Annotated in this window: 26 protein-coding genes; 15 read left to right on the top strand and 11 right to left on the bottom strand. The window is 71.1% G+C overall.

What is annotated here, in order from left to right; all coding sequences use genetic code 11:
• Window positions 1–234 precede the first annotated feature (234 nt).
• Window positions 235–1,473 (top strand): sensor histidine kinase, encoded by a 1,239-nt coding sequence (locus tag ACXJMZ_RS28245; protein ID WP_457032866.1) that lies wholly within the window; start codon window positions 235–237, stop codon window positions 1,471–1,473.
• On the top strand, window positions 1,470–2,123 hold the full coding sequence (locus ACXJMZ_RS28240; RefSeq protein ID WP_457032865.1) for a response regulator: 654 nt from the start codon (window positions 1,470–1,472) through the stop codon (window positions 2,121–2,123). Before ACXJMZ_RS28245 ends, ACXJMZ_RS28240 begins: the two co-directional genes overlap by 4 nt.
• A 283-nt stretch (window positions 2,124–2,406) precedes the next feature.
• On the opposite strand, the gene ACXJMZ_RS28235 is transcribed toward ACXJMZ_RS28240, so the two are convergent.
• Entirely contained in the window at window positions 2,407–2,886 is a 480-nt protein-coding gene (locus ACXJMZ_RS28235; RefSeq protein WP_457032864.1) for a ricin-type beta-trefoil lectin domain protein, read from the bottom strand.
• Window positions 2,887–3,231: 345 nt separating this feature from the next.
• Window positions 3,232–3,654 carry a hypothetical protein gene (locus tag ACXJMZ_RS28230; protein WP_457032863.1) on the bottom strand — a complete coding sequence of 141 codons (423 nt, stop codon included), beginning with the start codon at window positions 3,652–3,654 and terminating at the stop codon, window positions 3,232–3,234.
• A 234-nt stretch (window positions 3,655–3,888) separates the two neighbouring features.
• Here ACXJMZ_RS28230 and ACXJMZ_RS28225 point away from each other — a divergent pair, with 234 nt between their 5' ends.
• Complete coding sequence (locus ACXJMZ_RS28225) at window positions 3,889–4,617, top strand: hypothetical protein (protein ID WP_457032862.1); 729 nt, start codon at window positions 3,889–3,891, stop codon at window positions 4,615–4,617.
• A 605-nt stretch (window positions 4,618–5,222) separates the two neighbouring features.
• Window positions 5,223–5,612: a hypothetical protein gene (locus ACXJMZ_RS28220; RefSeq protein WP_457032861.1), complete on the top strand. Its 390-nt coding sequence runs from the start codon at window positions 5,223–5,225 to the stop codon at window positions 5,610–5,612.
• Between the two features lie 107 nt (window positions 5,613–5,719).
• Here ACXJMZ_RS28220 and ACXJMZ_RS28215 read toward each other — a convergent pair whose 3' ends face one another.
• Window positions 5,720–6,457: an ATP-grasp domain-containing protein gene (locus ACXJMZ_RS28215; RefSeq protein ID WP_457032867.1), complete on the bottom strand. Its 738-nt coding sequence runs from the start codon at window positions 6,455–6,457 to the stop codon at window positions 5,720–5,722.
• A gap of 338 nt (window positions 6,458–6,795) precedes the next feature.
• Between ACXJMZ_RS28215 and ACXJMZ_RS28210 the strand changes: the two genes are divergently transcribed.
• Window positions 6,796–7,335 (top strand): hypothetical protein, encoded by a 540-nt coding sequence (locus ACXJMZ_RS28210; protein ID WP_457032860.1) that lies wholly within the window; start codon window positions 6,796–6,798, stop codon window positions 7,333–7,335.
• A 500-nt stretch (window positions 7,336–7,835) separates the two neighbouring features.
• Here the strand turns inward: ACXJMZ_RS28210 and ACXJMZ_RS28205 are convergent, their stop codons facing one another.
• The gene (locus tag ACXJMZ_RS28205) at window positions 7,836–8,201 is read right to left on the bottom strand and encodes a hypothetical protein (RefSeq protein ID WP_457032859.1); all 366 of its coding nucleotides are present in this window, start codon (window positions 8,199–8,201) and stop codon (window positions 7,836–7,838) included.
• A 377-nt stretch (window positions 8,202–8,578) separates the two neighbouring features.
• The gene (locus ACXJMZ_RS28200) at window positions 8,579–8,944 is read right to left on the bottom strand and encodes a hypothetical protein (protein ID WP_457032858.1); all 366 of its coding nucleotides are present in this window, start codon (window positions 8,942–8,944) and stop codon (window positions 8,579–8,581) included.
• Between the two features lie 67 nt (window positions 8,945–9,011).
• Between ACXJMZ_RS28200 and ACXJMZ_RS28195 the strand changes: the two genes are divergently transcribed.
• Window positions 9,012–9,161, top strand: a complete 150-nt coding sequence (locus ACXJMZ_RS28195; RefSeq protein ID WP_457032857.1) for a hypothetical protein — start codon at window positions 9,012–9,014, stop codon at window positions 9,159–9,161.
• 188 nt (window positions 9,162–9,349) lie between these two features.
• Complete coding sequence (locus tag ACXJMZ_RS28190; protein WP_457032856.1) at window positions 9,350–9,970, top strand: L-threonylcarbamoyladenylate synthase; 621 nt, start codon at window positions 9,350–9,352, stop codon at window positions 9,968–9,970.
• Window positions 9,971–10,064: 94 nt separating this feature from the next.
• Here ACXJMZ_RS28190 and ACXJMZ_RS28185 read toward each other — a convergent pair whose 3' ends face one another.
• Window positions 10,065–10,271: a hypothetical protein gene (locus ACXJMZ_RS28185; RefSeq protein WP_457032855.1), complete on the bottom strand. Its 207-nt coding sequence runs from the start codon at window positions 10,269–10,271 to the stop codon at window positions 10,065–10,067.
• Between the two features lie 138 nt (window positions 10,272–10,409).
• On the opposite strand from ACXJMZ_RS28185, the gene ACXJMZ_RS28180 reads away from it, so the two are divergent.
• Window positions 10,410–10,829, top strand: coding sequence for a hypothetical protein (locus ACXJMZ_RS28180; protein ID WP_457032854.1), 420 nt, complete (start codon window positions 10,410–10,412; stop codon window positions 10,827–10,829).
• 72 nt (window positions 10,830–10,901) lie between these two features.
• On the opposite strand, the gene thpR is transcribed toward ACXJMZ_RS28180, so the two are convergent.
• Complete coding sequence (gene thpR / locus ACXJMZ_RS28175; protein WP_457032853.1) at window positions 10,902–11,519, bottom strand: RNA 2',3'-cyclic phosphodiesterase; 618 nt, start codon at window positions 11,517–11,519, stop codon at window positions 10,902–10,904.
• Window positions 11,520–11,735: 216 nt separating this feature from the next.
• Between thpR and ACXJMZ_RS28170 the strand changes: the two genes are divergently transcribed.
• Window positions 11,736–12,488 (top strand): LURP-one-related/scramblase family protein, encoded by a 753-nt coding sequence (locus ACXJMZ_RS28170; protein WP_457032852.1) that lies wholly within the window; start codon window positions 11,736–11,738, stop codon window positions 12,486–12,488.
• A gap of 209 nt (window positions 12,489–12,697) precedes the next feature.
• Here ACXJMZ_RS28170 and ACXJMZ_RS28165 read toward each other — a convergent pair whose 3' ends face one another.
• Window positions 12,698–13,216: a YcxB family protein gene (locus ACXJMZ_RS28165; protein ID WP_457032851.1), complete on the bottom strand. Its 519-nt coding sequence runs from the start codon at window positions 13,214–13,216 to the stop codon at window positions 12,698–12,700.
• A 451-nt stretch (window positions 13,217–13,667) separates the two neighbouring features.
• The gene (locus tag ACXJMZ_RS28160; RefSeq protein WP_457032850.1) at window positions 13,668–13,889 is read right to left on the bottom strand and encodes a hypothetical protein; all 222 of its coding nucleotides are present in this window, start codon (window positions 13,887–13,889) and stop codon (window positions 13,668–13,670) included.
• A gap of 283 nt (window positions 13,890–14,172) precedes the next feature.
• On the opposite strand from ACXJMZ_RS28160, the gene ACXJMZ_RS28155 reads away from it, so the two are divergent.
• The 5 genes from ACXJMZ_RS28155 (at window position 14,173) to ACXJMZ_RS28135 (ending at window position 20,832) form a co-directional block, all read left to right on the top strand.
• Window positions 14,173–16,014 (top strand): glycoside hydrolase family 15 protein, encoded by a 1,842-nt coding sequence (locus ACXJMZ_RS28155; RefSeq protein WP_457032849.1) that lies wholly within the window; start codon window positions 14,173–14,175, stop codon window positions 16,012–16,014.
• Window positions 16,007–17,419: an MFS transporter gene (locus tag ACXJMZ_RS28150; RefSeq protein WP_457032848.1), complete on the top strand. Its 1,413-nt coding sequence runs from the start codon at window positions 16,007–16,009 to the stop codon at window positions 17,417–17,419. The genes ACXJMZ_RS28155 and ACXJMZ_RS28150 overlap by 8 nt, the downstream gene beginning before the upstream one ends.
• A 632-nt stretch (window positions 17,420–18,051) precedes the next feature.
• On the top strand, window positions 18,052–18,237 hold the full coding sequence (locus tag ACXJMZ_RS28145; protein ID WP_457032847.1) for a hypothetical protein: 186 nt from the start codon (window positions 18,052–18,054) through the stop codon (window positions 18,235–18,237).
• A gap of 907 nt (window positions 18,238–19,144) precedes the next feature.
• Window positions 19,145–19,774 carry an RNA polymerase sigma factor gene (locus ACXJMZ_RS28140; protein ID WP_457032846.1) on the top strand — a complete coding sequence of 210 codons (630 nt, stop codon included), beginning with the start codon at window positions 19,145–19,147 and terminating at the stop codon, window positions 19,772–19,774.
• Window positions 19,771–20,832: a CU044_5270 family protein gene (locus ACXJMZ_RS28135; RefSeq protein WP_457032845.1), complete on the top strand. Its 1,062-nt coding sequence runs from the start codon at window positions 19,771–19,773 to the stop codon at window positions 20,830–20,832. The genes ACXJMZ_RS28140 and ACXJMZ_RS28135 overlap by 4 nt, the downstream gene beginning before the upstream one ends.
• A gap of 322 nt (window positions 20,833–21,154) precedes the next feature.
• Here the strand turns inward: ACXJMZ_RS28135 and ACXJMZ_RS28130 are convergent, their stop codons facing one another.
• Together ACXJMZ_RS28130 and ACXJMZ_RS28125 are read right to left on the bottom strand one after the other, a co-directional pair.
• Window positions 21,155–21,379, bottom strand: coding sequence for a hypothetical protein (locus ACXJMZ_RS28130; protein WP_457032844.1), 225 nt, complete (start codon window positions 21,377–21,379; stop codon window positions 21,155–21,157).
• A 61-nt stretch (window positions 21,380–21,440) separates the two neighbouring features.
• Window positions 21,441–22,532 carry a vWA domain-containing protein gene (locus tag ACXJMZ_RS28125; protein ID WP_457032843.1) on the bottom strand — a complete coding sequence of 364 codons (1,092 nt, stop codon included), beginning with the start codon at window positions 22,530–22,532 and terminating at the stop codon, window positions 21,441–21,443.
• Between the two features lie 416 nt (window positions 22,533–22,948).
• On the opposite strand from ACXJMZ_RS28125, the gene ACXJMZ_RS28120 reads away from it, so the two are divergent.
• The gene (locus tag ACXJMZ_RS28120; protein WP_457032842.1) at window positions 22,949–24,643 is read left to right on the top strand and encodes an MFS transporter; all 1,695 of its coding nucleotides are present in this window, start codon (window positions 22,949–22,951) and stop codon (window positions 24,641–24,643) included.
• Window positions 24,644–24,735: the final 92 nt, after the last annotated feature.

The following is a 24,735-nucleotide window of genomic DNA, read 5'->3' as shown; positions in this document are numbered from 1 at the left end:
GGCAAGCACGGCGCGGCGCCCGGGGACGCCCGGGGACTGTGCTGACGAGGCGTCAGAACGCTTGCGGGGGCTGCCGTTGGGCTGTGTGTGCTGGTGGTCTGTCATGCCTCGAAGCCTGCCGGACGGCCGCTGCCCGCCGGATCACTCTGCCGGGCCGGGGTTTCGACCGATCGGTCGAGGCGCTCTCCTCCTCGGGTAGGAGGCCGCGTCGTTGGTCTCGGCTACTGTCGGGACGTGGACTTCGAGATCACTCGACCGGAGCGCCGCCGCACGCTGCTCGCCCGCAGTGCTCTGGTGCTCTGCGCGGTGGGCTGGTTGTGGCTCGGGCGGCCTGGACCGGCACCGTCCGCTGTCGACTGGGCGTGCGCCCTGGCCGGCCTGGCCCTGGGCTTCGCCGCCACCGCCCGCCCGCTCGCCGTGCTGGCCGGCCAGTCGGCCGTCCTGCTGGCGGCGGAACGCTTCGGTGCGACCACACCGGTCTGCGCGAAGGTACTGGTCGCGGTCGCGCTGCTGGAGTTGGCCGCCCGCCGKCGCGGCCGGGCGGYCGCGGCCGGGGTCCTGACGGTGCTGGCCGTCTACACCGTGATCGCCGCGCMGCGGCCGGCCGCCGACGCGGCGGGCATGGCCTACCGGACCGCCGTGGTGGTGCTGGTCCCGCTGCTGCTCGGCGCCTACCTCCATGCCGTGCGCCGACTCGTACACGAGTCCCGCGAACGCGCCGCCGAGGCCGAACTACGCCGCCGGCTCGCCGGGCAGGCGGTCCGCGCCGCCGAACGCACCGCGATCTCGCGGGAGGTGCACGACCTGGTGGCGCATCACATCGCCGCGATCGTCCTGCGGGTGGGAGTGGCGCGGCATGTGGCCCCCGCCGGCGCCGGCCCGGTCGCCGAGGTACTGGAGGACGTGCACGAGAGCGCGCTGCGCGCCATGGACGACCTCAAGCAGCTGGTGGGAATGCTCCGGGAACCGCAGGCCGACGCTGCGGCGGATATCTGGCCGCTGGCCCCGGCAGAACTCCTCCCGGCGCTGCGGACGCTCGTGCGCGACTGCGTGGCGGCGGGTCTCCTGATCGAGGCCGAGCTCGATCCGGCGCTGGACGACCTGGACCCGCTGCAGGCGCTCGCCGTCCTGCGCGTCGTGCAGGAAGGCCTGACCAACGTCGCCAAACACGCCGGGCCGGGCGCCGAGGTCCGGATCGGAGTACGGCGGCCGGCGTCGGGGCAGACGGTCGTGGAGCTGGTCGACGACGGCGGCCCCCGGACCGCCGCACGTCCGGGCGGGCCGCAGACGGGCCCCGGCCACGGCCTGGTCGGCCTGCGCGAACGGATGGCCCTGGCAGGCGGTGTCCTGAGTGCGGGGCCCGCGCCCGGCGGCGGTTGGTGCCTGACGGCCACCCTGCCGCTGCCCCGGCCACCGGGCGTACGCGCCGTCGCGGCGGCGACCGGCAGCGAGCGGGCGGAGCAGAACCGGTGATCCGAGTGTTGCTGGTCGACGACCAGCGCCTGGTCCGGGCCGGACTGCGGATGCTGTGCGGATCCACTGCGGACCTGGAGGTGGTGGCCGAGGCCGACCACGGTGAGGACGCCGTACGCTTCGCTGCCGAACTGCGCCCGGACGTCGTCCTGATGGACCTGCGCATGCCCGGCGTGGACGGCGCCACCGCGACCCGCCGCATCCTCGATGAGCAGCCGGACACCCGCGTCGTGGTGCTCACCACCTTCGACGACGACGATCACCTCTACCCCGCCCTGTCCGCGGGTGCCTGCGGCTTCCTCGCCAAGGACGTCACCCCCGACGAACTACTCGACGGGATCCGCCACGCCGCCACGGGCGGCCACCCGTTCAGCCCGGACATCCTGCGGCGGGTCGTCCTCCGGGCGTCGCGCTCCGCCTCCGGGTCCGTCCCCGGCACGGACCTCGGCGCCACCGTGTCCGAACGCGAACGCGACATCCTCGGCCTGCTCGCCCAGGGGCTGTCCAACGCCGAGATCGCCACCCGCCTGCGTCTCGGTCCTACCACCGTCAAGGCCCACATCTCAGCGCTGATGGACCGGACCGGCTCCCCCAACCGCGTCCGCCTCGCCGTCCTGGCAGCCCAGAGCGGCCTGCTGCCCGGCGGGTGAGGGCGGGGGCGTCGAGCGGGATGGGAAGCACGAGTTCCGCCCAGACCGCCCTCCCCGCCGGGGCGGGCCGCACGCCCCGGCGGCCAGCGAGGGTGACGGCCCGTCAGCAAGCCGCGGCCGCAGCCGTGTTCCGCCTCCCTGCCGCCGGGGCCCGCACCCGGCTGCCGGGTGGCGCGGTGACGGTCATCGGGTGCTGCCGGACGGCCGTCACGGAGAACAGGACGACCAGGCGCAGCCGGACCCGCAGGTGGGCGGACCGACTGCTCCTGACGGCCGGGTCGGGTCAGGCGTTGGCGAGGCTGATCTGGTCGTTGAAGACCACCCAGTGCTGGCCCGGGTCCTTGGGGTCGCACGGCTTGGTCGAGATGTCCGGGGTGCCCCACGCGTTGGCGAGACAGTACGCCGGCGCGAACGTGAGGGAGATCTGCTGACCCGAGACGGTCCAGTACTGGCCCTGGTCCTTCGGGTTGCACGGCTTGGTGGAGACGTCCTGGGCGTTCCACGTGTTGGCGAGGCAGTAGGCCCTCGCATTGGTGAGGGAGATCTGCTGGCCCGACAGGGTCCAGTGCTGGCCCTGGTCCTTGGTGTCACAGGGCTTCGTGGAGTCCTTCGGGCTGTCCCAGGTGTTGGCGAGACAGTACAGGCCGGGAGTACGCAGGGACGGGGTGGCGGCCTCCGCGGCCCCGGCCCCCGTGGTGGGCAGGGAAGCGGCGGTGAGGGCCAGTGCGGTGACGGCCAGCGTCTTGCGGAATGCGAGTGCCATGGGGTGGATCCGTCCTTGCTGCAGGCGTGCGATGCGCGCACGGCCTTGAGGTGCGTTCCCGGTACGGAACCGGGTGCAAGGCCATTGGTAGCAGCGATGGTTGGTCAACCAACAGTTCCGCCAGGCACGTTCATTCGAACGGGTAACCACAAGTGATGATCCGACCGGCAGCCCCCTGCCGGCAGGGCAGCACGAGAGCGCCGCCCCCGGAACCTGGCGGCGCCGCACCGGCCACCAGGACGACCGGGCGCAGCGAACCGGGGCGAGGGCCGAGGCGGGGCAGGCGGCGGCCTCAGGCGAGCGGACGGCCCGCCACCGCATGCGGGCCATTGGCGCCCTGAGTGATCACCTGGGCCTCGACCCGGTGGCCCTCCGCCTCCAACGGCCGTACCAACGCCCTCCGGTCGTCGGGGACTTCACCGGGCAGCCGGTGCGCACCCGGCACCCGGGCCCACCGCGCCAACTCGCCGACCAGGGCGAGCTGCTGTTCCCCGGTGCGAGATGGGAGGCGATGTCACCGGGCGGGGCCCAGGACGCCCACCAGGTGGTCGCGAAGGCGAGCAGCCGTCGGTCGGGGTGCTCCTCGACCAGCCGGATCCGGCCGTGGCCGGTCAGCAGCCCGTCGGGGCCGGGAGTGAGGGCGTCGGCGGGCGGCAGGGCCCGGTCCTGAGCGTCGAGTTCTTCCGGGGTGACCGGTACCGGCCCTGTGCCGGAGAGTAGGCGGGCCAGCTCCGGGTAGTCGGCGGGGACGTCGAGAGGGCGGATCACGCGTGAGTGTTCGTGGTGGGCCTCACGGGCCGCAGTCTGGCGGGCCGGCTGCCGGGGCGCAGCCCAATTCGGGTTCCTCGTACCTCCGGTCCCAAGTACGCCCCGGTCTAAGCGGGTCTGTCAGAGTGCTGTGGCACCATCCCCGTTGTGGTTGATCAATGCGAGAAGCGGCAGCGCCGGCAGCTGCCGTCCGTGCGCTGACGTAGTATCCGGGTCCTTCCCTTTCCCGGTTCCATGGAACGAGACGACGTGCCCGGCATCGAACCCGAGACCGACCAGGCCTCCGAACGGCTCGGCGGTCTTCAGGCGATCTGGGCCAACACTCAGCAGCCCACAGCTCCTCTGCCCTGGTACCGCAGGGTGTCCCCCAAGCTCGCGGCGGCGGGGGTGGTGGTTGCGGGCCTGGCCACAGCACTGGTGGTGGCCGCCGTGACAGGCGCGGGCGCCCCTCCTCGACACAGGATTGTCCTGGCGGATCGGATCGGGAACCAGATACGACTCCCGGACGAGGGGAACATTCAGGCCGTACGCGCCGACTACGAGCGGCGGATGACAGCGCTGAGGCCGTACCGGGAGCTGGCGGTAGCCGGCTACGGAGCCGCCGGGGCAACCGGGGCAACCGGGGCAACCGGGGCAACCGGGACCACGCTGACCGTGGTCGGTCTGACCGGCAGCTTCCCGGAACCGGCCCGGGAGCTGCGCAAGTACTTCGGGCGGCTGGAAGGCGGTGACGTGATGCGCAGTACCGTGACCGAACTGCAGGACTTCCCGCCCGGCCCGCTCGTCGGCCAACTGATGTGCGCGGTGCTGGTCTACCCGTCCACATCCGAGACCACCTGCGCCTGGGCAGACGGCAGCACGGTCGGGATTGTCACCGACACCACGGGCGAGAGCAGGCCCGGGGAACTGGCCGAGCGGACACTGGACATCCGCGCCGCAGTTGAGATCGGCCCCGAGGACTGACCGCCGCCGAAGTGCTGAACCCGCACTGCGTCCCGGGCACGCCGCCCCCTGCCGAACCCGCCCCCCCGTTCAATTGCTGGCGTATGTGGCGGGCGCTGGGCCGAGCCTGGTCCGCCTCATCGGCGGCTCACCCGATCCGCAGCGAAGATCATCTGTCGCGGGACAGCAGCGGCAGCGAAGTCCAGTGCTCGCACAGCACCATCGCCTCCGGATGCGCGCCCGACGCCGGGTACCGCCGGCCGGGGGGTAGCCCGCAGCGCCAACGTCCACGACCGCTCCGGCGAGTACATCGGCGAACCACTGGTCCGGGCCGAGGGAGGCACGACCCTGTCGGCCCTTGAGTACGCCTGGGTCACCGACGACATGCCGCCCTCCTTGCCGTCCATCAACCAGCTCCGGTGAACAGCTGACGGCTGCTCAGAAACGGGACGCTGCGCAGCGGGCGGGGATGCTCGGTCGGGCCGGGGCCCGGTTGGGGAGCACCGGGGCGGCCGCCGCCCGGCATGTGGGCAGTGGTCGGACTGGACGTGTCCGGGGCCTCTGCCCCGCGCTCGGCCCGGCCCCGCTCCGCAGTGGGTGACTCGTGTCGGCTACTCTCTGCTGCCATGCACAAGATCACACAGTTCGCGGCGGCAATTGCTCTCGTCGGCTCATCGGCCCTGGTGGCGGGGTGCTCTTCCGCCGAGTCCGGGACTGCCCGGCCCGCGCCGTCGATGCCCGCGCCGGCATCGTCGTCACCGTCCGTACCGGCCGAACCGGTGGTAGCCGACTGGGCCCAGTCCGCCAACGCCGGCGCCGGCGCTGTCCTGAATATCGTGCACCGGGGCGGCGAGCCGTCAGCTGAGACGTGCGCCACTCAGTGGAACGAACTGTCGCCGTCGAAGCGGGCGAGCCTGGATCGCGCCGGCTTCGACGCGGGCTGCTACGGCGCTGCCAAGCCCGACATTGTCACCTTCGGCCCTGATCGCACCCCGAGCCCCACCGCAACCCCCTGATCACCGAGACTCGGCACACTGCTCGCAGCAGCAGGCGGACGGGAGCCCTGGAGCCGAAGGGCCGCACCGCGCCTGGACGCCGGGCGGGACGGTTCACGCAGTGCCGATCAGTGCCGCACGAACGCCAGGTCCCCCGGCCGCACGTGCTCGCGCGGCCCCGCCGCCCGCAGGACCACGTCCAGCACCCGCGCCGGGTCGGCGGCGTACGCGTGCGAGAACCATGCCATGTTGGCTTCCACCACGGCCCAGCGGTGGCCCGGGCGGTACGGGTCGAGCAGCTGTCCGACGTCCACGACAACGGCGCTCGGCATGGTGTGCCCGGCCGCGGTGACCAGCCGGTCGGCGAACTCCGTGATCTCAGCTCCAGTTGCCCGGTCCGCAGGATCCGTTCCGAGCGGGCGCGGGTCGAGCCGGCCGAACACCGCGTACCGGCTCGCCGCGGCGATCCGGCCGTCCAGCAGGAACAGCCGGTACTCGGCCGCGAAGGTCACCACCTCGGACAACAGGACCGGTGTCGCCGGATCCAGTCCGGAGGGCAACCGGGAACCGTCGGCGTAGACATCCGCCGGGAAGGACTTGTCGCGGGGCGGCTTGACGAACGTCGGCCGGTCGAGCGCCCACGCGTCCGCGACAGTCGCCGCCCGGACCTGACGACCGGTGAACTCCTCCGGCAACTCGGCCAGCCACCTGTCCACCGGCTCGAGCAGCGCGAAGCCGAGCCGGTCCGCCAGCCCCGCACCCGCGACCGGCCCGCCGTACCAGTACGCAGGACCCGCCAGGTCGGACTCGTCCGCCGCTCGGACTGCCATCCCACGGCCCACCGCCTCGACGGCCAGCAGCTCCATCGTCGACGTCCGCCGCCCCGGCATCACCAGCACCGCGCCCCTCCTCCGCTCCGCAAAACCGCCATGCTAGCCCCGCCGTCCCGGCAGTCGCACCCGAGTATCCGACGGTGCCGACCACCGACAGCAGCAGGCCAGGACACCGGCCCGACCAGGTGGGTGACGAGGTGACGGCCCGGCTGGCAGCGGGTGCGGAGCCGGGCCTACGGTACCTGCACGGGCGCCGCGACCAGGCGGCGCAGGAGGCCACACCGGCCGGGTTGGGGCCTCCGAGGCCGAGCCGAACCGGGCTGCAGCAGCAGTGCCTTGCCGCTGCTGGATGGGCTCGCGATCATGAGCCCATGAGTGAGCAGGCCCCGGCCGTCAACGCGACGAGTTTCACCGTGGAACGGCGGTTCCGTATCTGGCGCTACACCGTCAGCCACATGACGCTGCTGCTGCGCAGCGCCGCCTGGCACGAGGGCGAGGAGACGGTCGACATCTGGTTCGACGGCGTGGCTCTGATGAACCTGCACGAGCGCTACGAGCAGCTGACCATCCGGGCTGCAGTCCCCGACGAACGCGATCTGCTGCTGGAGCGTGCCGGAGGGCGCATCCACCCCGCGATGAAGAAGCCGCCGCTCTGCCTGATCCTCGCCTCCGACCAGAGCGAGGGGTCCATCGTCTGCGCCCACGCACGCGTCACAGCCACAACCCGTGGCCCCGGCATCGTTGGCGCGCCCCCGGTCGACGCCGACAGCGGGCGCCTGCTGTGGAGCGCAGGCCCCACCGGCAGCCCGCAACCGCGGCACGGATACACCCTCCACCCGGCCGGGCACGCCTTCCTCGACGCACAGCACGCCCAACCCGGCCCCGACGAACAGACACCCCACCCAGCCTGAACGACCCACCGAGACCGCCCCCGCTACCAGCTCTCTTCTCCCGGTGATTCGAGGCGAATCGGGTGACGGAGCGCGGACGGCATGTTCCGACGGTCCGTCAATTCGGAGGGAGGCCCGAACCGCCTGAGTCGGCGCGGACACCCACCGGGACACCCCGTCCCAGCAAGCCGGACATATCCGGCGCGCTGAGACAGAGGTGGGACGGCGCTGGGACAGCAGCACCCCCACACCACCGTGCCCACACCTGGCGGCCCCGGCGTGGAGCGGTCCCAGGAAAGCCCCGTAACGGGCCGTCAGGAGGAAATCTCACGGGCCCGGCCGGGGACACGAGGGCAGGCCGGGACAGCGTCCCGGCCACCACCCGGGGGCGGCCGGGACGGGCACCGGCCGCAGCAGACATCCCCATAGCCGGAGGCCCGACCGGCACCAGCAGCTCGGAGCCTCGACCGATGAGCCGGACACTTCCCGTCAAACCTCGGTGCAGAGCCAAGAGGTCGCGGTCAGCGATGCCGTCCGGCGAGGAGCTCGTCCAGCGGGACCAGGACGCCGTCGCCATCGGTACGCCGCCACAGTTGGACGCCGTCGCCGGGGCGCAGCTGGTGGCTGTTCTCCCAGCCGGTGATGGTCAGTTCGGCCAGGCGGAGGGCGTTGACGCGGTTGCGGCCCAGGGAGGGGCTGGCGAGGTCAGGGTTGGGCTGGCCGTGGCCGTCGTCGGCGTGGAGGTACCAGCGTTCGTAAGGGCTGTAGCGGCCCTTGTCGTCCGGTGGGCTGAGGTGCTTGGACAGGTGCCAGGTCCGGCCCTCGTGGACGGTCGTGGCGTTGCCGGCGGTGTGGCCGGTCCAGATGAGGTGGGACTTCCAGGGCACTGTGGGGTCTCCTTCAGGGGTGCCGTCCGGGCTTGGGGCCGGGCCGGCGCGGGTGGCGCTCGGTGAACAGCGGGCGGTGGTGCAGGTGGCCGGGCGCGGAAACGGCCGGCCTCGCGGCCTGATCGACACCGAACTCACCTGCAGTCTTTCCCCTTACCGCCACCGATACGAAATCCGTGCCCTCCGCTGGCGGCCGGCTCGGAGCGACCGCCGCCGTCATGGCCGCACCAGTACGGCGGGCCGCACCCGGAGAAGATCGTCGGCGAGAATGGTCCCGGGTGCCGGCTGCACCCGACGAGTGCAGGGATCTGGTGCGAGGAGGGGCCGTGCAGTCGTTGCTCGCCGAGGTGGACCGGGCCGCGGTCGACCGTTTCCTGTCAGCTGTCGACCTGGTGATGAACAGCAACACCGTTCTGCTCAAGGTCACTGCCGAGCAGTCCCTGACCGTGGACAACAGGCAGGAGGTGCTGCGCGCGTACCTGCGCAGCGATCTGTTCGAGCAGATGATGTTCGAAGCCGACTGCCAACGGCAGTGGTACCTCCTGAGCAACCCGTACGCGCCGCCGGAGGAGGATCACGTACCGGTCAGGCTGCTGCGCGACGGGTTCCGGGCAGCCCTCGCACCGCTCCGCTATGAGGAGTTCGCCGGGCGGCTGCGCTGGCTGCTGCGTGAGGCGTACTCCCCCTACAACTGCCACAAGTCGGCGCAGGAGGCCGACGTGCTGGTCGCGGACTTCGTCCACGAGGTACTGGCACCGCTGGGGGGCGGGCGGCTCGCGTTCCGCAGCACAGGAATGGGAGTTCGCCTCCGTGGAGCCCGATTTCCTGCGCTGCACGGAGTACTACACCCAAGAAGTCCCGCTGCACCCTGTGTACTTCGACGGGTCCACCAGCGACACCGTCACCCTCTTCCACCAGGGTCCGGTGTTCTACCTGCTGCTGACCAACGGCTCACCCTGAGGGCCGCGCCCCGGTACCGACCGGACACCGCCATGACCCGCACGTCCTCCAGCAGTTCCTCCAGGATCACTGGATGCGCTCGAAAGCACCGCTGACGACGTGGTCGTCCACGACTGATCTGCCGCCTGCCTTGAGCGGCCCGTGTCGTGCGGCGCAGGACGGGCGGGCGGATCCCGTAGAGTCGGCCAATGGCGAAGTACTTCGACGTGCACCCGCAGACTCCCCAGGCCCGCACCATCGGAACGGTGGCCGACAGCCTCCGTTCCGGGGCCCTCATCGCGTACCCGACCGACTCCTGTTTCGCTCTGGGCTGCCGTATGGGCAACCAAGAGGGCCTCGAACGGATCCGGTCGATCCGACGCCTCGACGACCACCACCACTTCACCCTGATGTGCGAGAACTTCGCCCAGCTGGGGCAGTTCGTCCACATCGACAACTCCGTCTTCCGGGCCATCAAGGCAGCGACACCGGGCAGCTACACCTTCATCCTCCCCGCCACCAAGGAGGTCCCGCGCCGTCTGATGCACCCGAAGAAGAAGACCGTGGGGGTCCGGATCCCCGACCACGTCGTCACCCGGGCCCTGCTCGCCGAACTCGGCGAGCCCCTCGTCTCCAGCACCCTGCTCCTGCCCGGAGAGGACGAGCCGATGACCCAGGGATGGGAGATCAAGGAGCGACTCGACCACGTGCTGGACGCCGTGATGGACTCCGGCGACTGCGGTACGGTCCCGACGACGGTCGTCGACTTCTCCGGCGGCGCAGCGGAGATCGTCCGACGCGGGGCCGGCGACCCCACACCCTTCGAATGACACCGTCCAGCTGACAAGCCGTCAGGGCCAGGGCGCCCCATGGCCGGAGCATCACCTCGGCGATGGTCAGCGGCTTGGCCACCAGCCTGTGGCTTCATTCGATGCAGGGGGTCCGGGCCGGCGACTGCCTGCGGCCGGTGCGTCGCGCCGCTGCGGCGGCGCGGATGCCGCAGGTGGCGGCGTTGAGCGCAAGGATGCCCGCCAGCGGGTTGACGTACCCGGGGACGGCGACGGTGTAGCCGCCCCCGGTGCTGCGGACGCATGTGAAGCGCAGCGGCAGGTAGCTCACGCGGTAGTCCACGACCTTCTCCGCCCGCTCGATCCCGCCCTCGCGGCACGGGCGGATCGGGAAGGCATCGGTTCCGCCCGGTCCGACCATGTCGGACGGGCGAGCGAATTGCGTTCGTCGGCAGGACCCGCCGTCGTTAGGCTGCGCGCTGTGACTGGGGAACTTGAGCTGCGTACGTATCAGGTGGGGGCGATCCGCGCCGAGTTGCGCGAGCTGCGCATGTGGGACGACCTCGAAGGGATGCTCGAGGGAACGCCTCACCTGCATCGCCGCTTCAGGATCAGGCAGTTGGAGAAACAGCTCGCAGGTGCCTCCGCTCTGTACATCCACGACCTGGACGGCATCCGGGCTGACGCGGCCGCGCGGGTCGACACCTGGCTGCCACGGGCCCAGGTTTGTGCCCGGCTGACCGGGCCCTGGTGCCCCGACGAGACGACCGGGCCCGGCCATGGCGAGCTGTCGGTGCTGTGGTTCCAACAGCCCGGCGAGGACCCCTTAGGTCGGCTGGCCGACATCGTGCGACCGTTGGATTGGACCGCACTGGCACGGTTCGCACCGGCCTCCGACTAGGTTCTGGTCCGCGGATCTCGGCAGGTCGCACGGTGCGGAGCACGTTCACCGGGGCCGGGAACCGCCGGGCAGCTACGGCCCCTTGGGACCGTTGCCGCCCACGGGCCCGGGGGCGGTGCCGAGCCGCCACGCCTCGATGTCGCGGTAGCGGATCGGGCCGGGGCCACGGCCGACGGCGCCGCCGACCAGGTGGAGGCGTTCGGCGCGCCACGGCCGGCCCACGAACTCGGTGAGTCCGGCGGCGGCCTGCGGCACGCTGGCGGGGTCGTCGCGCCGGGAGCGTGCCAGGGTCAGATGGGGGCGCAGCGGACGCTCGTTGAACTCGATCCCGCAGGACCTGACCACGTTCCGGACGTCGGTGGCGAGCAGGTGCAGTCCGTCCAGGTCTCCGTCGATACCGCTCCAGAGCAGTCGCTCGTCGAAGTGACCGCCGCCGCGCAGGCCCAGGTGCGGAGCGGGGTGCGAGGCTGCCAGGGCGGCGAGCGCCGGTTGCAGTGACAGGGCTGCGGTGGAGGGGAGTTCGCCGAGGAACGCCAGGGTGATGTGCCAGTCCTCGATCCGGTTCCACCGCAGTTGCGGGTACCTGGCGTAGGCGGGCTGCAGGGCCTGGGCCAGTTCGTCCTTGGCGTCGTCGGGCGGGGCCAGCGCCACGAAGACGCGCAGGGCCGAGGGCTGGGGGTGATCGTCCACGAGGGATTTCTAGCACCTCACCGATGCCCCCGGAGCACCCGTGCCGATACCGGGCGGTGCTCGCCGTCGGGTTTCGACACCGGAAGCCGCTGTGAGGTCAGCCACATCCCGGCCGCCAGATATGGGGCAACTCCTACCAGTAGCACCCAAACCCTCAGGGCGCAGCGACAACTGACGCCCCGAAGGGACCTGGGAGGTTCGAAACGATCTGGCGGTGTGCGGAGGGTTGGCCCTAACCTGCCCGCCATGTCCCAGAACACGAACACCCCGGGTATCCCCGGGCAGTCGGCCGCTCCGGCCGGCGACTCCGCCAAGGTGCAGCGCCAGGTCCAGCAGCAGGCTGGCGTCGGGCCGGTCTCCGGTGGCGGCGGCACGCTCTTCTCCGAGCCGGTCCTGGTGGTGAACCAGAAGGCCAAGCTGATCGAGCTGACCAACGAGTACGCGGTCTTCGACCAGCAGGGTGCCACGCTGGGTTCGGTGGTGCAGGTGGGCCAGAGCGGTCTGCGCAAGCTGGTGCGGCTGTTCTTCTCCATCGACCAGTACCTGACCCACAAGCTGGAGATCCGCGACGCCCAGGGGGTCGCGGTGCTGCGGCTGACCCGCCCGGCGAAGTTCATCAAGTCGCGGGTGATCGTGCAGCGTCCGGACGGCCAGGAGGTCGGCCAGATCGTCCAGCAGAACGCCATCGGGAAGATCAACTTCGCACTGGAGGTCGGCGGGCAGAAGGTCGGCGCCGTCAAGGCGGAGAACTGGCGGGCCTGGAACTTCTCCATCGTCGACGAGACGGACACCGAGATCGCCCGGGTCACCAAGACCTGGGAGGGCCTGGCGAAGACGATGTTCACCACGGCCGACAACTACGTGCTGCAGATCCACCGCCCGCTCGCCGACCCGCTGCTCAGCCTGGTCGTGGCGACCGCGCTGACCGTGGACACCGCGCTGAAGCAGGACGCCCGCGGCTTCGGCTAGCCCTCACCCGCGCGGGCGTCACCCGCGCGCTGCTGCGAGCCCCGCCCCCGGTGTCCGGGAGGCGGGGCTCCCGCATCTTTCGTCAGTGCCGGCGGCCGGCTCCGGATGTCGTCGCAGGGCGGGCGCGTGGCCCTTGGCCGGTGCTGTGCCGGACTCGTGGTCGCCGTCCTCGCGCCCGCGCCGGCAGAGCGTCGGGCTGCGGTGGGTACTCAGGCGAAGCGGGCCTTCACCGGGCCGCGGACCTTCGAGGCCAGTCGGGAATCGGTGGCCAGGAAGGACTCGAACCCCACCTGCTGCTCCGGCGTGAACCCGGCCTTCAGGATGGTCGCGCCCATCGGCACCCGGCCGTCGGTCTTGAGGCTGCTGGCCACCGCCCAGGCCAGCGGGTTGTCCGTCACCCGCGTCACCGAAGTCCAGGGGATCTCGTACCGGGCGGTGCCCGCCGCGTACGCGAGCCCGTCGCCGGTGATCCGCACAGAGGTCTCGCCGCTGAACCGCCGGGCGGCCGTCAGTGCCAGCTTGCGGTACGCAATCGGCGCCGACCAGATCATCGCCAGCCCGGCCAGCGCCACCACCGTGAACCCCCACGGGCCGAACGCACCGAAGACGGCGACCGCCGTCCAGAAGCCGACGAGCAGCCGACGCTGCACCGGGCTCCTCACCACGTTGCTCCGGACCGCCTCGGCGAGGTCCTCCTGCGTCACCACGTAGTCGATCCGGATGTCCACTGTTACCCCCCGTTGATGGCACGTCAGCCCCGGCTGCGGCCGGGGAGACACTACATCGGCGCGTCAGCACCGGGCGCCGGTTCGGCGTAGGCGGCGAGACTGCCGAGCCCGATGGCTGCTACCCGGTGCCGCCCGGAGCGGCGCGGCGGCGGCCCCTGCCGGACGTACCGTCAATCACCGGCCGCTGCACCGTGCTCAGGGCGAAGCGGCCAGTTGTACGAAGACGCGCGTCGAGCCTTTCGAGAACGCTGATACGCAGTGCCGTTGTGGCACCGTGAGCGCTGATCATCACCTGCCCCGATCACCGCTGGAACCTGCAACATCGCAGGTTGACACGCCGCGCCACCAGCACCGCAAGCCCAAAGGGCCGCCCGGACACCCCCGGTGCCTCGGACACCTCCCGCTCCCGGAAAGCAGGGGAAGCCCTGGGTGGGGCGCGGAGCCCTGCGGGTCAGGGCTGCGGTGCCGTGTCGTAGGTGACGGACATGGTGCCGGTGGCGGCCTGGTCGTCCTTGGAGCAGGCCCGGTAGCTGTCGTCGGCGGTGATCCGGCGGACGGTGTTGCGGCCGCGCTCGGCGGCGATCTCGCACAGCCGGGCGGGCTGGGCGTCCACCGCGCCGCCACCGCCGCGGGCTGTCGTGCCCGGGAACAGGTCGCCCCTGTAGCCGCCCACGTCACCGGCCGGCAGGCGGGCGGCGAGCAGCCGGTAGCGGGCCAGGCCGACCGGGGATGGCCGTGATCAGTACGCCCCCGGCAGCCACTGCGCCTGAGGGTCTTGGTGTAGGCGCTGTCGGAGTCGCATCTCGTATGGCTGTGTGATCGGCCGGCCGAACAAGCAAGCCCGTGTTGGGTCGCGAGTCCGGGTCTCTCGGGCTGGACGTTCCACGAGGGCGCACCCCGACGTTCCCGTCCGGGCGTCGGACGCCGTGACGGTTCCAACGACGACGGGAGATTCTATGAGCGCCTACCCGGCGATCGCCGACCACGGGATGGTCGGTGACCTCCAGACGGCCGCGTTGGTGTCCTCCGACGGGACGATCGACTGGTGGTGCACGCCCCGGTTCGATTCGCCCAGCGTGTTCGCATCACTGCTCGACAGCGAACGCGGGGGTTACTGCCGACTGGCCGCGCACCTCCCCGGCGGGCAGGAGCCGGTGGTCCGCCAGCTCTACCTCTCCGATACCGCTGTCCTGGTCACCCGCTTCATGGCGCCGGGCGGCGTCGGCGAGGTCGCCGACTTCATGACTCCCCTGACCACCGGGACCCCGACGGACCGGCACCGCCTGGTGAGGGTGGTGAGGGTGGTGCGGGGCAGCATGGACTTCCGCCTGACCTGCCGGCCGCGGTTCGACTACGGCCGCGCCTCGCACACCCTGGAGCGGACCGGCGAGGCGGCCGCGGTCTTCCACGGCCCCGGCACCGACCTGCACCTACAGGTCACCGGCCCCTTCGTGCTCCACCCCGATGACGACGACCTCACCGCCCGCTGCAGTCTCACCGCCGGGCAGACCGCCGCCGTGGTCCTGACCTCCGATGCGAGCGGCGCCGCGGCCCCGGCGGAGCTGGTTCCCGAGGACATCCGGGCGGAGCTGGAGGCGTGCCGGACGTTCTGGCACAGGTGGTTGCGCTCCTCCACCTACCGCGGCCGGTGGCGCGACATCGTCAACCGCTCCGCGATCACCCTCAAACTGCTCACCTACGCCCCCACCGGTGCTCCGATCGCCGCCGCCACCATGGGGCTGCCCGAGCAGATCGGCGGCGAACGCAACTGGGACTACCGCTACACGTGGGTCCGTGACTCCTCCCTGGCGGTCAGGGCGTTGTCCGATCTCGGGTTCATCGAGGAGGCCGCGGCCTTCCGCCGATGGCTGCGCGATCGCCTGGAGGCCGGCGGCGCCGCCTCGGGGGAGCCCCTTCAGATCATGTACCGCATCGACGGGGACCCCCACCTGACCGAGGAAGTCCTGGACCACCTGGAGGGCTACGAGGGCTCGGCCCCCGTACGGGCGGGCAACGCGGCCGCCGACCAGATCCAGCTCGACATCTACGGCGAGGCCGCCGACGCCCTGGCCCAGGCCGGCGAGATGGGAGGAATCCGCGGCTGGAAGACGTTCGCCGACGTCCTGGACTGGCTCGCCGACCACTGGGACCGGCCCGACGAGGGCATCTGGGAGACCCGCGGCGGGCAGCAGGAATTCACCTACAGCCGCCTCATGACCTGGGTCGCCTTCGACCGCGGCATCAAACTCGCGACCCTTCACTCCCGGCCCGCCGACACCGCCCGCTGGGCGCAGGCGCGCGACGCCGTGTTCCGGCAGATCGTCGAACGCGGCTGGAACGAGCAGCGGCAGGCGTTCGTCCAGCACTACGCCACGGACGTCCTGGACGCTTCCCTTCTGCTGATGCCCCGCGTCGGATTCCTCTCTCCCACGGACCCGGCCTGGCTCAGCACCCTGGACGCCATGGAGCAGGAGCTCGTCAGCGACAGCCTTGTCTACCGGTACAACCCCGAGGCGTCCCCGGACGGATTGCGCGGCTCCGAGGGCACCTTCAACCTCTGCAGCTTCCTCTACGTCGAGGCACTGGCCCGCTCGGGCCGCCTCCACCAGGCCCGCTACGCCTTCGACAAGATGCTGACCTACGCCAACCACGTCGGCCTGTTCGCCGAGGAGATCGGCCCGTCCGGCGAACAGATCGGCAACTTCCCCCAGGCGTTCACGCACCTCGCCCTGGTGGCTGCGGCCATCGCCCTCGACGAGCAGCTCGACAAGGCGGAACGTGGCGGCACCGATGGCTGATCCCGCTCCGGCCACCCCTGCCGCCCTGCGGCGGGTCATCGCCCCGCTCGCCCTCGCCCAGTTCATCTGCAGCTTCGCCGGCTCCAACATGAACGTGATGATCAACGACATCAGCGAGGACCTCGACACCACCGTGCAGGGCGTCCAGGTCGCCATCACGATCTTCCTGCTCGTGATGGCCGCCCTGATGATCCCCGGCGGCAAACTGACCGACCGCTACGGCCGCAAACGGTGCCTGCTCACCGGCCTCGTCATCTACGGCGTCGGCGCACTCCTCAGCGCCGCCGCACCGGGCCTGGGCGTCCTCATCCTGGGCAACTCGATCCTCGAAGGCGTCGGCACGGCCCTGCTCATCCCGCCCGTCTACATCCTCACCACGCTGCTCTTCACGGACATGACCTCACGCGCCCGCGCATTCGGAACGATCATGGCGCTCGGAGGCATCGGCGCCGCGGCCGGCCCGCTGATCGGCGGACTCATCACCTCGGCACTCAGCTGGCGGGCCGCCTTCGTGTTCCAGGCCCTCGTGATCGTCGTGATCATCGTCCTCAGCCGCCGCATCGAGGACCCCCTCCCGCCGGACCCGACCCGCCCGTTCGACACCGTCGGCACCGTCCTGTCCGCCGTCGGCCTCATCCTGGTCGTCACCGGCATCCTGGCCGCCGACGACAACGGCTGGCTGATGGTCGCGCTCCTCGTCCTCGGCGCGCTCTTCCTGTTCGCCTTCTTCCGCTGGGTCCGTGCCAGGGAACGCGCAGGCAAGGAACCGCTGCTCTCCACCAGCCTGTTCCGCATCCGTATCTCCAACCTCGGGCTCGTCACCCAGAACACCCAGTGGCTGCTCCTGATGGGGGTGTCCTTCACGGTGGCCTCCTACCTGCAGGTCGTCCGCGGCTACGACGCGATCCAGACCGGAGTGATCTTCACCGCGGCCACCCTCGGAATCCTCGTGTCCTCCCTCGCAGCCGAACGCCTCGCCAAGCGGCACGCCCAGCGCACCCTCATCCTCACGGGATTCGCCACCACGATCACCGGCATCGTCGTCCTGATCGTCGTGGTCGGTGGTTCCCCCAGCCCCTGGGCCTTCGCGCCCGGACTGCTGCTGATCGGCCTCGGACTCGGCGTGATGCTCACCCCGTCCGTCAACATCGTCCAGTCGAGCTTCACCGAGGACCAGCAGGGCGAGATCTCCGGCCTGTCCCGCAGCGTCTCCAACCTCGGCTCCTCCCTCGGCACCGCAATCGCCGGCACCATCCTCGTCGCCGGCCTCACCAGCCACGCCTACGCCGCCGCCATGATCACCCTGGCAGTCGTCGGACTCATCGGCCTCACCGCCGCCGTGCTCCTCCCTCACCAGCCGCCGCACACCCCCGCCCCCACCGGCCGACAGCCCAGCGATGAGTGAGGCAGAGATCGCCTGCGGCGAGACTGCGGGTCAGTCTCCCTACCGGCCGGCCCGGCCTACTTCGGCCCGGTCTCCGGTGACGCCGGTCGGCTGGTGTACGTCCTGCGGATGGGCGCCGGCTCCCGCCCTACCTGGCCGGGTAGGGCCGCTGAGCGCTTCTCACTCCTCTTCGCCGACGCCCGGGGCACGCAGTGGCTGCTCCCAGAGCGACGCGCTCGCTGGCTCTCTAGGAAGCAGGCCTCTGGCGGCGTCAGCGTCGTGAGGGCCGCGCGGGCCAACACCTGAAGCGGTGACGGCTGAGATGATCTCGCCATAGCTGGTGACGACGGTACGTACACGTCGATACGGGTGTCGCCGACACTCTCGCTGAGGACCAGAACGGTGCCGGCCCAGCATCCTCATAGCGTGGCTCCGGCATCGGAAGTGCCGCTCCATCATCCAGCCGACGGAGCGGCACTCTGCGCCAAACGGGTGGTCATTGACCCAAGACCCTGGTGGCGCGGCGGCGAACGCCGGGCCACGTCGCGCACATGTATGCCTCGCAAACCACCTGGTCAGAGCGCTCATCGCCTGCTTGATGGTTGGTCAATTCGACGAGCAGGCGGGCAGCACGGCGGGATGCCGGATCGCCCGTGGGACAACGTCAGGAGCCTCTTCGGTCCGGACTGACGGGCGCGCTGCCGGACGTGTACGTGGCCTGCGCCCCGGGGACCGGCTTCGGCATCGGCCTCCGTGAGCTGCAGGGCCAGGAAGGCGTCGACGTCCTCTGCGGCTTCCTGAGCGTGACCGGCCGCCGGCTGGGCAGGCCCGGACCATGACGGCCGACGGCGGCCACGGACGGCCGGTGCCCGGGTACGACCCCGGGGCCGACCGTGTGGTGCCGCCCGCCCGGGCCTGCGCCTGACCCCGCCCCGGCTGCCGTCCGGCACGCACGGGCCGCTCCCGCCGACCTTCGAGCTGCCGGGTGTCGGCGTACACGGGTAAGTGCTCAGCCGGTACACATGAACGCGCTCACCTGATCCGTCAGCCAGGCGGCTGGCTGCGCCGCGCTGGGCTACGTATGGGCCTGCCACCATCGATTCACCTCAACGCGGGCCATTTCGGCGTCGTACTGGTCCGCGTCGAAATGGAACTCCAGTGGCAGAAACGCGGGGCGTATGGAACCTCCCACTCCGACCACCGCACGATGTCTCCGAACCGCTGCACGACCACAGACAGGAACCCGCAACAACCGCCGGTGCACTCGGGTTCTCCCAGCTCCACGCGCCGCGCCTCGCTGGTCCCCCATAGGGGGCTCGGACGCTCGACAGGCAGAGCATCAGCCGCGTAGGGCCCGCGACCTCCCTCGTCGACTGCGCCTCCCACCACGTCCTCGCCGTTGACCCAGAACCGCAGCTGGGCAGCGAACCGGGATCCCGGTGGCAGCACCCTGATCTCCAACACCGGTCCGGCCCCGGGTGCCGGTCGCGGCGGCCGGGCAGGCGGCTGCCGCGCAACGGGGCGGGCGCGGCCAAGGTGGCGTCGGTTGTGAGGTATGCGGGGCAGGGCGGGCTCGGGTGTGGTCGCCGGCCGTCCCTTTGGACCGCAGCCGCCGGCCGGCCCTCTTGGGGGCCCGCCCCGCATGTGCCCCGGGGCGGGTGGCGGGGCTGCCCGGGGCATGCCTGTGACGCGGGTCACGGGAACTGACCCGTACTGCCCGGACAACCCACAGGCGTGGACTTTTCGATGCACGAACGGATCAGAGCCGGGGACCCTGGCGCCTTCCGGCAGTTGTTCCAGGAGCACTCGCGGGCGGTCCTGTCGCACGCGGTCCGGGTGAGCGGTGACCGGGCCGGCGCGGAGGACGTCATGGCGGTGGTCTTCCTCGAGGCCTGGCGTCTGCGGGAGAAGCTCCGCGACGAGGGGAGCACTCCCCGCCCCTGGCTGATGGGCATCACCGTCAACGTGCTGCGCAACCGGGCCCGGGCCGCCCGCCGGCACGCGGCCGCCCTCGCCCGTATGCCACCCCCCGAACCCGCCCCGGACTTCGCCGGCGAGCTGGTCGGCCGCCTCGCCGACCACGAGCAGCTGCTGGCCGCCAAGTCGGCGTTGGAGAAACTCCGCCGCGGGGAGCGCGAGGTGTTCTCGCTGTGCGTGTGGGCCGGCCTCAGCTATCCCGAGGCTGCCGCGGCGCTCGGCATCCCGGTGGGCACCGTGCGCTCCAGGCTCTCCCGGGCCCGCACCCGGCTGCGCGCGCTGGCGGAGAAGGAACTGTGGCAGGCCGCGAAAACCCGTCGGGAACCCCTGCGGGCGGCCGGACAAGTACCAGGTGGCCGGATGGTTCCGGCCCGGTCGGACAAGGAGTGGACCAGATGACCAGCACCCCGCAGCGGCGGCAGCCGCTCGACGACACGGAGCTGAGGCACCTGCTGCCCGCGGCCGCAGCACCGGCCGTCCCGCCCGGCCGGCAACGCCAGATCGAGGAGTTCCTGATGAGCGAGATCACCCGCACCCCCGAAACCGCAGCACCGGACCGCCCGGCGGCCAGGAGCCGTCGCCGGCTGCTGATCGCCGTACCCACCACGCTGGCGGCCTTCACCCTCGCCGCCACCGTGGCGGTCACCACGCTCGGCAGCCCGGGGACGGATCCCGTACGGGGCGGGCGCGTGGCGGCACCGGTCGTCCAGGTCGCGGCCGGCTCCGCCGATGGCCTGGTCGGCGCGGTGGAGCGGATCTCCCTGGCCGCCCAGGCCGCGCCCGACCTGGTCCTGCGCCCGGGCCAGTACGTCTACATCGAGAGCACCGTCTCCTACCTCGCGAGCTCCGTCGACGCCGACAGCGGCGCATCGACGACGTGGGTCGACAAGCCCCACCGGCGGCAGGTGTGGCACTCGGCCGACGGCCGCACCGGCCGGCTCGTCGAGGACGGCAAGACCCCGGAAGGGGGCGTGACACTCGATTCGGGCACCGGCAGCTTCCTGAACAGCCCTTCCTACGACTACCTCCGCACCCTGTCCACCGACCCGCAGGAGCTGCTGCAGAAGATCTACACCGAGACCAAGGGAGCCGGCACCGGACCGGACCAGGAGGCGTTCGTCACCATCGCCGACCTGATCCGCGAACAGGCCGTCCCCGGCAAGCTCGCCGCCGCCCTCTACCAGGCCGCCGCCCGCATCCCCGGTGTCGTCCTGCTCGACAGCGCCACCGACGCCTCCGGGCGCACCGGCATCGCCATCGCCCGTACCAACACCGCCACCGGCTCCCGCGACGAGATCATCTTCGACCGCGCCTCCTACGCCTTCCTGGGCGAGCGCAGCGTCCAGGTCACCGAGGCCCCCGGGGTCGCGCCCGGCACCGTCACCGCGAACACCGCCGTCCTCAAGCGCGCCGTCACCGACGCCCCGGGGCTGCGCCCCGGCAACGCGCAAGCCTGACCCCACGCGGCCTGTCCCCGGGGCGGGGCGGCAGGCGTGGTGGGCGGCGGCGCGTCCAGGACTGCTGCGCCGCCTTGCCCGGCCGGTACTTGCGCGATCACCGACAGGTCATTCAGGCCATTCGGCAGCTGATACCGGCAGAAGATCGCTCTGCGCGGCGGAACCCGGTGCCACGGTCAGGGGCTCTGCCAAGATCCTGGCAATGTGACATTTCATATTGCTCTCGCCGTTCCCGGTGAGGGCACCGGGTGACGGAGACATTCATGAAGAGACTTGCCGCTGTCGTGGCCGCTGCCGCGACCCTGGGCGCACTGGCCATCGTTCAGGACGCCGCCGCCGCGCCCGCCTTCGGCCCGATTGGCGCCGTTGTGACCTGCGGTGCCCCGGGCGCGCCCGGGTACCTGCTGACCAGGGCCTGCATAGAGGTGACCGGCAACCAGGTGCGCGTGTACGGGTCGGCCACGCCCAACAGCCCCACCTGGCAGCCCCAGCTGGTCGGCTTCTCGGTCGCCGGCACGGTGATCGGCAACGCCCCGATCGCGCCCATCTACCCAACCGTGCTCGTCGTTCTCGTATACCGGGCGGGCAGGGCGGGTCGCGGTTCCCGACTACAGCATGACGAGCAGCTTGGTACCCGGGACCAGCTTCCGGTTGACGGAGGTCGACTGGACGAACACGGTGTACGCCGGGTTGTCGCCCGGCTTCACCGTGGCCTCCGCGTCCGGCAGGCCGAGCAGCCGACGGGCTGCCGGACCCGAGAACACCCTGCCCGTCATCCGGCCGGTGGCCGGGTCCTTCTCCGCCACCGCGAGCTGCTTGCCGCCCTGGATCTTCTCGCGCTTGGACAGCTCGTAGAAGGCGCAGCCGCTCTTGTACGCGTGCCCGGAGCGGGTGACGAAGTCGCGGATCTGCGCCTGCTCGTCGACCGGGACCAGGATGTACTTGCCGGTGTCCAGGGCATCGAGGCTGGCCTTCACGTCGGCAGTGCTCAGGTCCTGGCCCATCGCGAACAGGTTCCTGGTGCCGCGTACGCCCTGTTCGCGGCCGCGCAGGAAGCTGGTGGCGGCCGACTTGACGGTGCCGATGGCCTCCTCGACGCCCTTGCTGGAGTCCGCGTCCCAGATCGCGATGTTGCCGGCGGGGAAGCCGTACTCCTGGGCGGTGCGCTTGGCCAGGGAGTTGGGGACCAGGATCGCCGAGGTCCAGTGGTCCGGAAGGTGGTCCATGGCCCCCTGGATGCGGCCCAGCCACGTGCCCAGGACGGCGGTGCCCTTCCCTCCGCCCATTCGGATGTGCATCTGGCCGGTCTCCGAGAAACCCGAGGCGTTCTCCTCGCCGTCGGTGACGACGACCTGGAGGAAGGAGTGCTCCCCGTACCCTTCCCAGATGTTCTTCAGGTCCTCGACGGACTTCACGGCCGCCTCGATCAGCGCCGTCGCGCCGTTGTCGACCCGGTAGAGGCCCCGCAGGGACGGCAGGTGCTTGACGTCCATGTCCCAGACCAGGTTCTTCACTTCGTGATCGAAAGCGTAGAGGCTGACGCGGGTCTCGTGGCCGAGCCGGTCGGATTCCTCCTGAAGGCCCTTGACGAACTCGTCCACCACGCGAACAAGCTGCGCCTCGTGCTTGCGCATCGAGCCGGAATTGTCGACCACGAGCGAGACGTGGTTGACCTTGTGCTTGATCCTGTCAGCAGACATGGTTCCGCCCCTTTTTCGACACTCTTCCGGCGCCATTTTCGGCGCCCCCTCCAACGTTGCTCCCATAATATGAGGAAGCACTGACAGTGGGCCCTGGCCTGGGAGTTCACCGGCGCTGGCCGCCTGCCGAATCCGCCTCCCGGAAGCCGGGCACCGGTGGGGTACGCAGAATTCTCCTGCACCATGTCGACTTGCCCAGAATTGCCCGCGCCAGCGGCAATTACGTTACGTGCGCGCGCCGGGCCCGATATCCGCTGTGCATCGGAGAATTGTGGCGAACAACGGCGCCGGGCGTGCCGGTAGGTGATCCGGCCAGGGCCGTTCTCGGGTACCGCCATCAGCGTCTCTGCGTCAACCGGCTGACCCTGCGGCGGGTCGAGGAGCCGCCCCGCGCGGCCGCTGGGACGATACCGCCCATGGGACCTGCTGCAGGCACTTCGAAGAGTTCGGCCGGGGGGCGGGTGGTCCTGCTCGCACTCGCGGCGGGACAGTTCCTGATGGCGCTCGACAGCTCCGTCATGAACGTCTCGATCGCGACGGTGGCCGAGGACGTGGGTACGACGGTGATCGGGGTCCAGGGCGCGATCACCGCCTACACCCTCGTGATGGCGATGTTCATGATCCCCGGTGGCAAGGTCGGCGTGCTCATCGGCCGCAAGCGTGCGTTCATGATCGGCTGTGTCGTCTACGGCTGCGGATCCCTGACGACCGCGCTCGCCCCGAACCTGCCGGTGCTCCTGTTCGGCTGGTCGTTCCTGGAGGGGATCGGAGCGGCGCTCATCCTGCCCGCGATCGTCGCCCTGGTGGCCGGCAACTTCGGCCCGGAACGCCGGCCCGCCGCCTACGGGCTCGTCACGGCCGCCGGAGCCGTGGCGATCGCGGTCGGGCCGCTCATCGGTGGCGTCGCGACCACGTTCTTCTCCTGGCGGTGGGTCTTCGCCGGCGAGGTCGTGATGGTGCTCGGCATCCTGGTGCTCGCCCGCCGAATCGCCGACGCTCCGGCTGACGCCCGCCCCCGGATCGATCTCGTCGGCTGCGTGCTCTCCGCTCTCGGGCTCGGGGTCTTCGTCTACGGCGTCCTGCGCTCGGACGAGTGGGGCTGGTTCCAGCCGAAACCCGACGCCCCCTCCTGGCTCGGAGTCTCGCTGGTCGTGTGGCTGATGCTGGCAGGCCTGCTCCTGATCTGGCTCTTCCTGCGCTGGGAAAGCCACCTCGTGAAGCAGCGCAAGGAGCCGCTGGTGAACCCGGCGCTGCTGCGGAACCGGCAGCTCACCGGCGGTCTGACGATGTTCTTCTTCCAGTACCTCGTGCAGATGGGCGTCTTCTTCGTCGTACCGCTCTACCTGTCGGTCGCCCTCGGCCTGTCCGCGCTCAAGACCGGCGTCTGCATCCTGCCCCTCTCGCTGACACTGCTGGCCGCGGCAGTCCTGGTCCCGCGCCTGCTCCCGGACGTCTCGCCGCGACGGGTGGTACGGGCCGGGATCCTCGCGCTGCTCGCGGGGGCGGTGGTCCTGATGGCCGCGCTCGACGCGGACGCGGGAGCGGAGATCGTCACGATCCCGCTGCTGCTGATCGGCCTGGGCATGGGTGCGCTGGCCTCCCAGCTCGGCTCGGTCACCGTATCCGCGGTGCCGGACGAGCAGAGCGCGGAGGTCGGCGGCGTCCAGAACGCCGTCACCAACCTCGGCGCCTCGATCGGCACGGCACTCGCCGGGTCGATCCTGATCGCCGCTATGACGACCTCGTTCCTGACCGGTGTCGAGCAGAACCCGGCCATCCCCGCCGAGGTCAAGAGCCAGGCGAGCGTCGAACTCGCAAGCGGCGTGCCCTTCCTGTCGGACGCCCAGCTCCGGACCACCCTCGAAGAAGCGGGCACCAGCGCGGAATTGTCCCAGGCCGCGCTCGACGTGAACTCCGCCGCCCGGCTCGACGGCCTGCGCGCCGCCCTCGCCATCCTCGCTCTCGCCGCAACCGTCGCCCTGTTCTTCACCCAGCGAATCCCGGCCACCCAACCCGGCCGACGAAACCGTGACGACAACGCAGAGCCCGAGGAATCTCCCGAAGCACACCCGAACACCGAGGACATCCCCCCAACCGAACCCGACGCATAGCCGTAAGCCCCCCACTACAACATCGCGACCGGCACCACCCGCCCGATGTACGCCGGCTCCGACGGCCCACCCTCAATTCTGATGACCTGTGT

The organism is Kitasatospora sp. P5_F3, from assembly GCF_054049135.1.
This window is presented reverse-complemented; position numbering and strand designations above follow the sequence as displayed.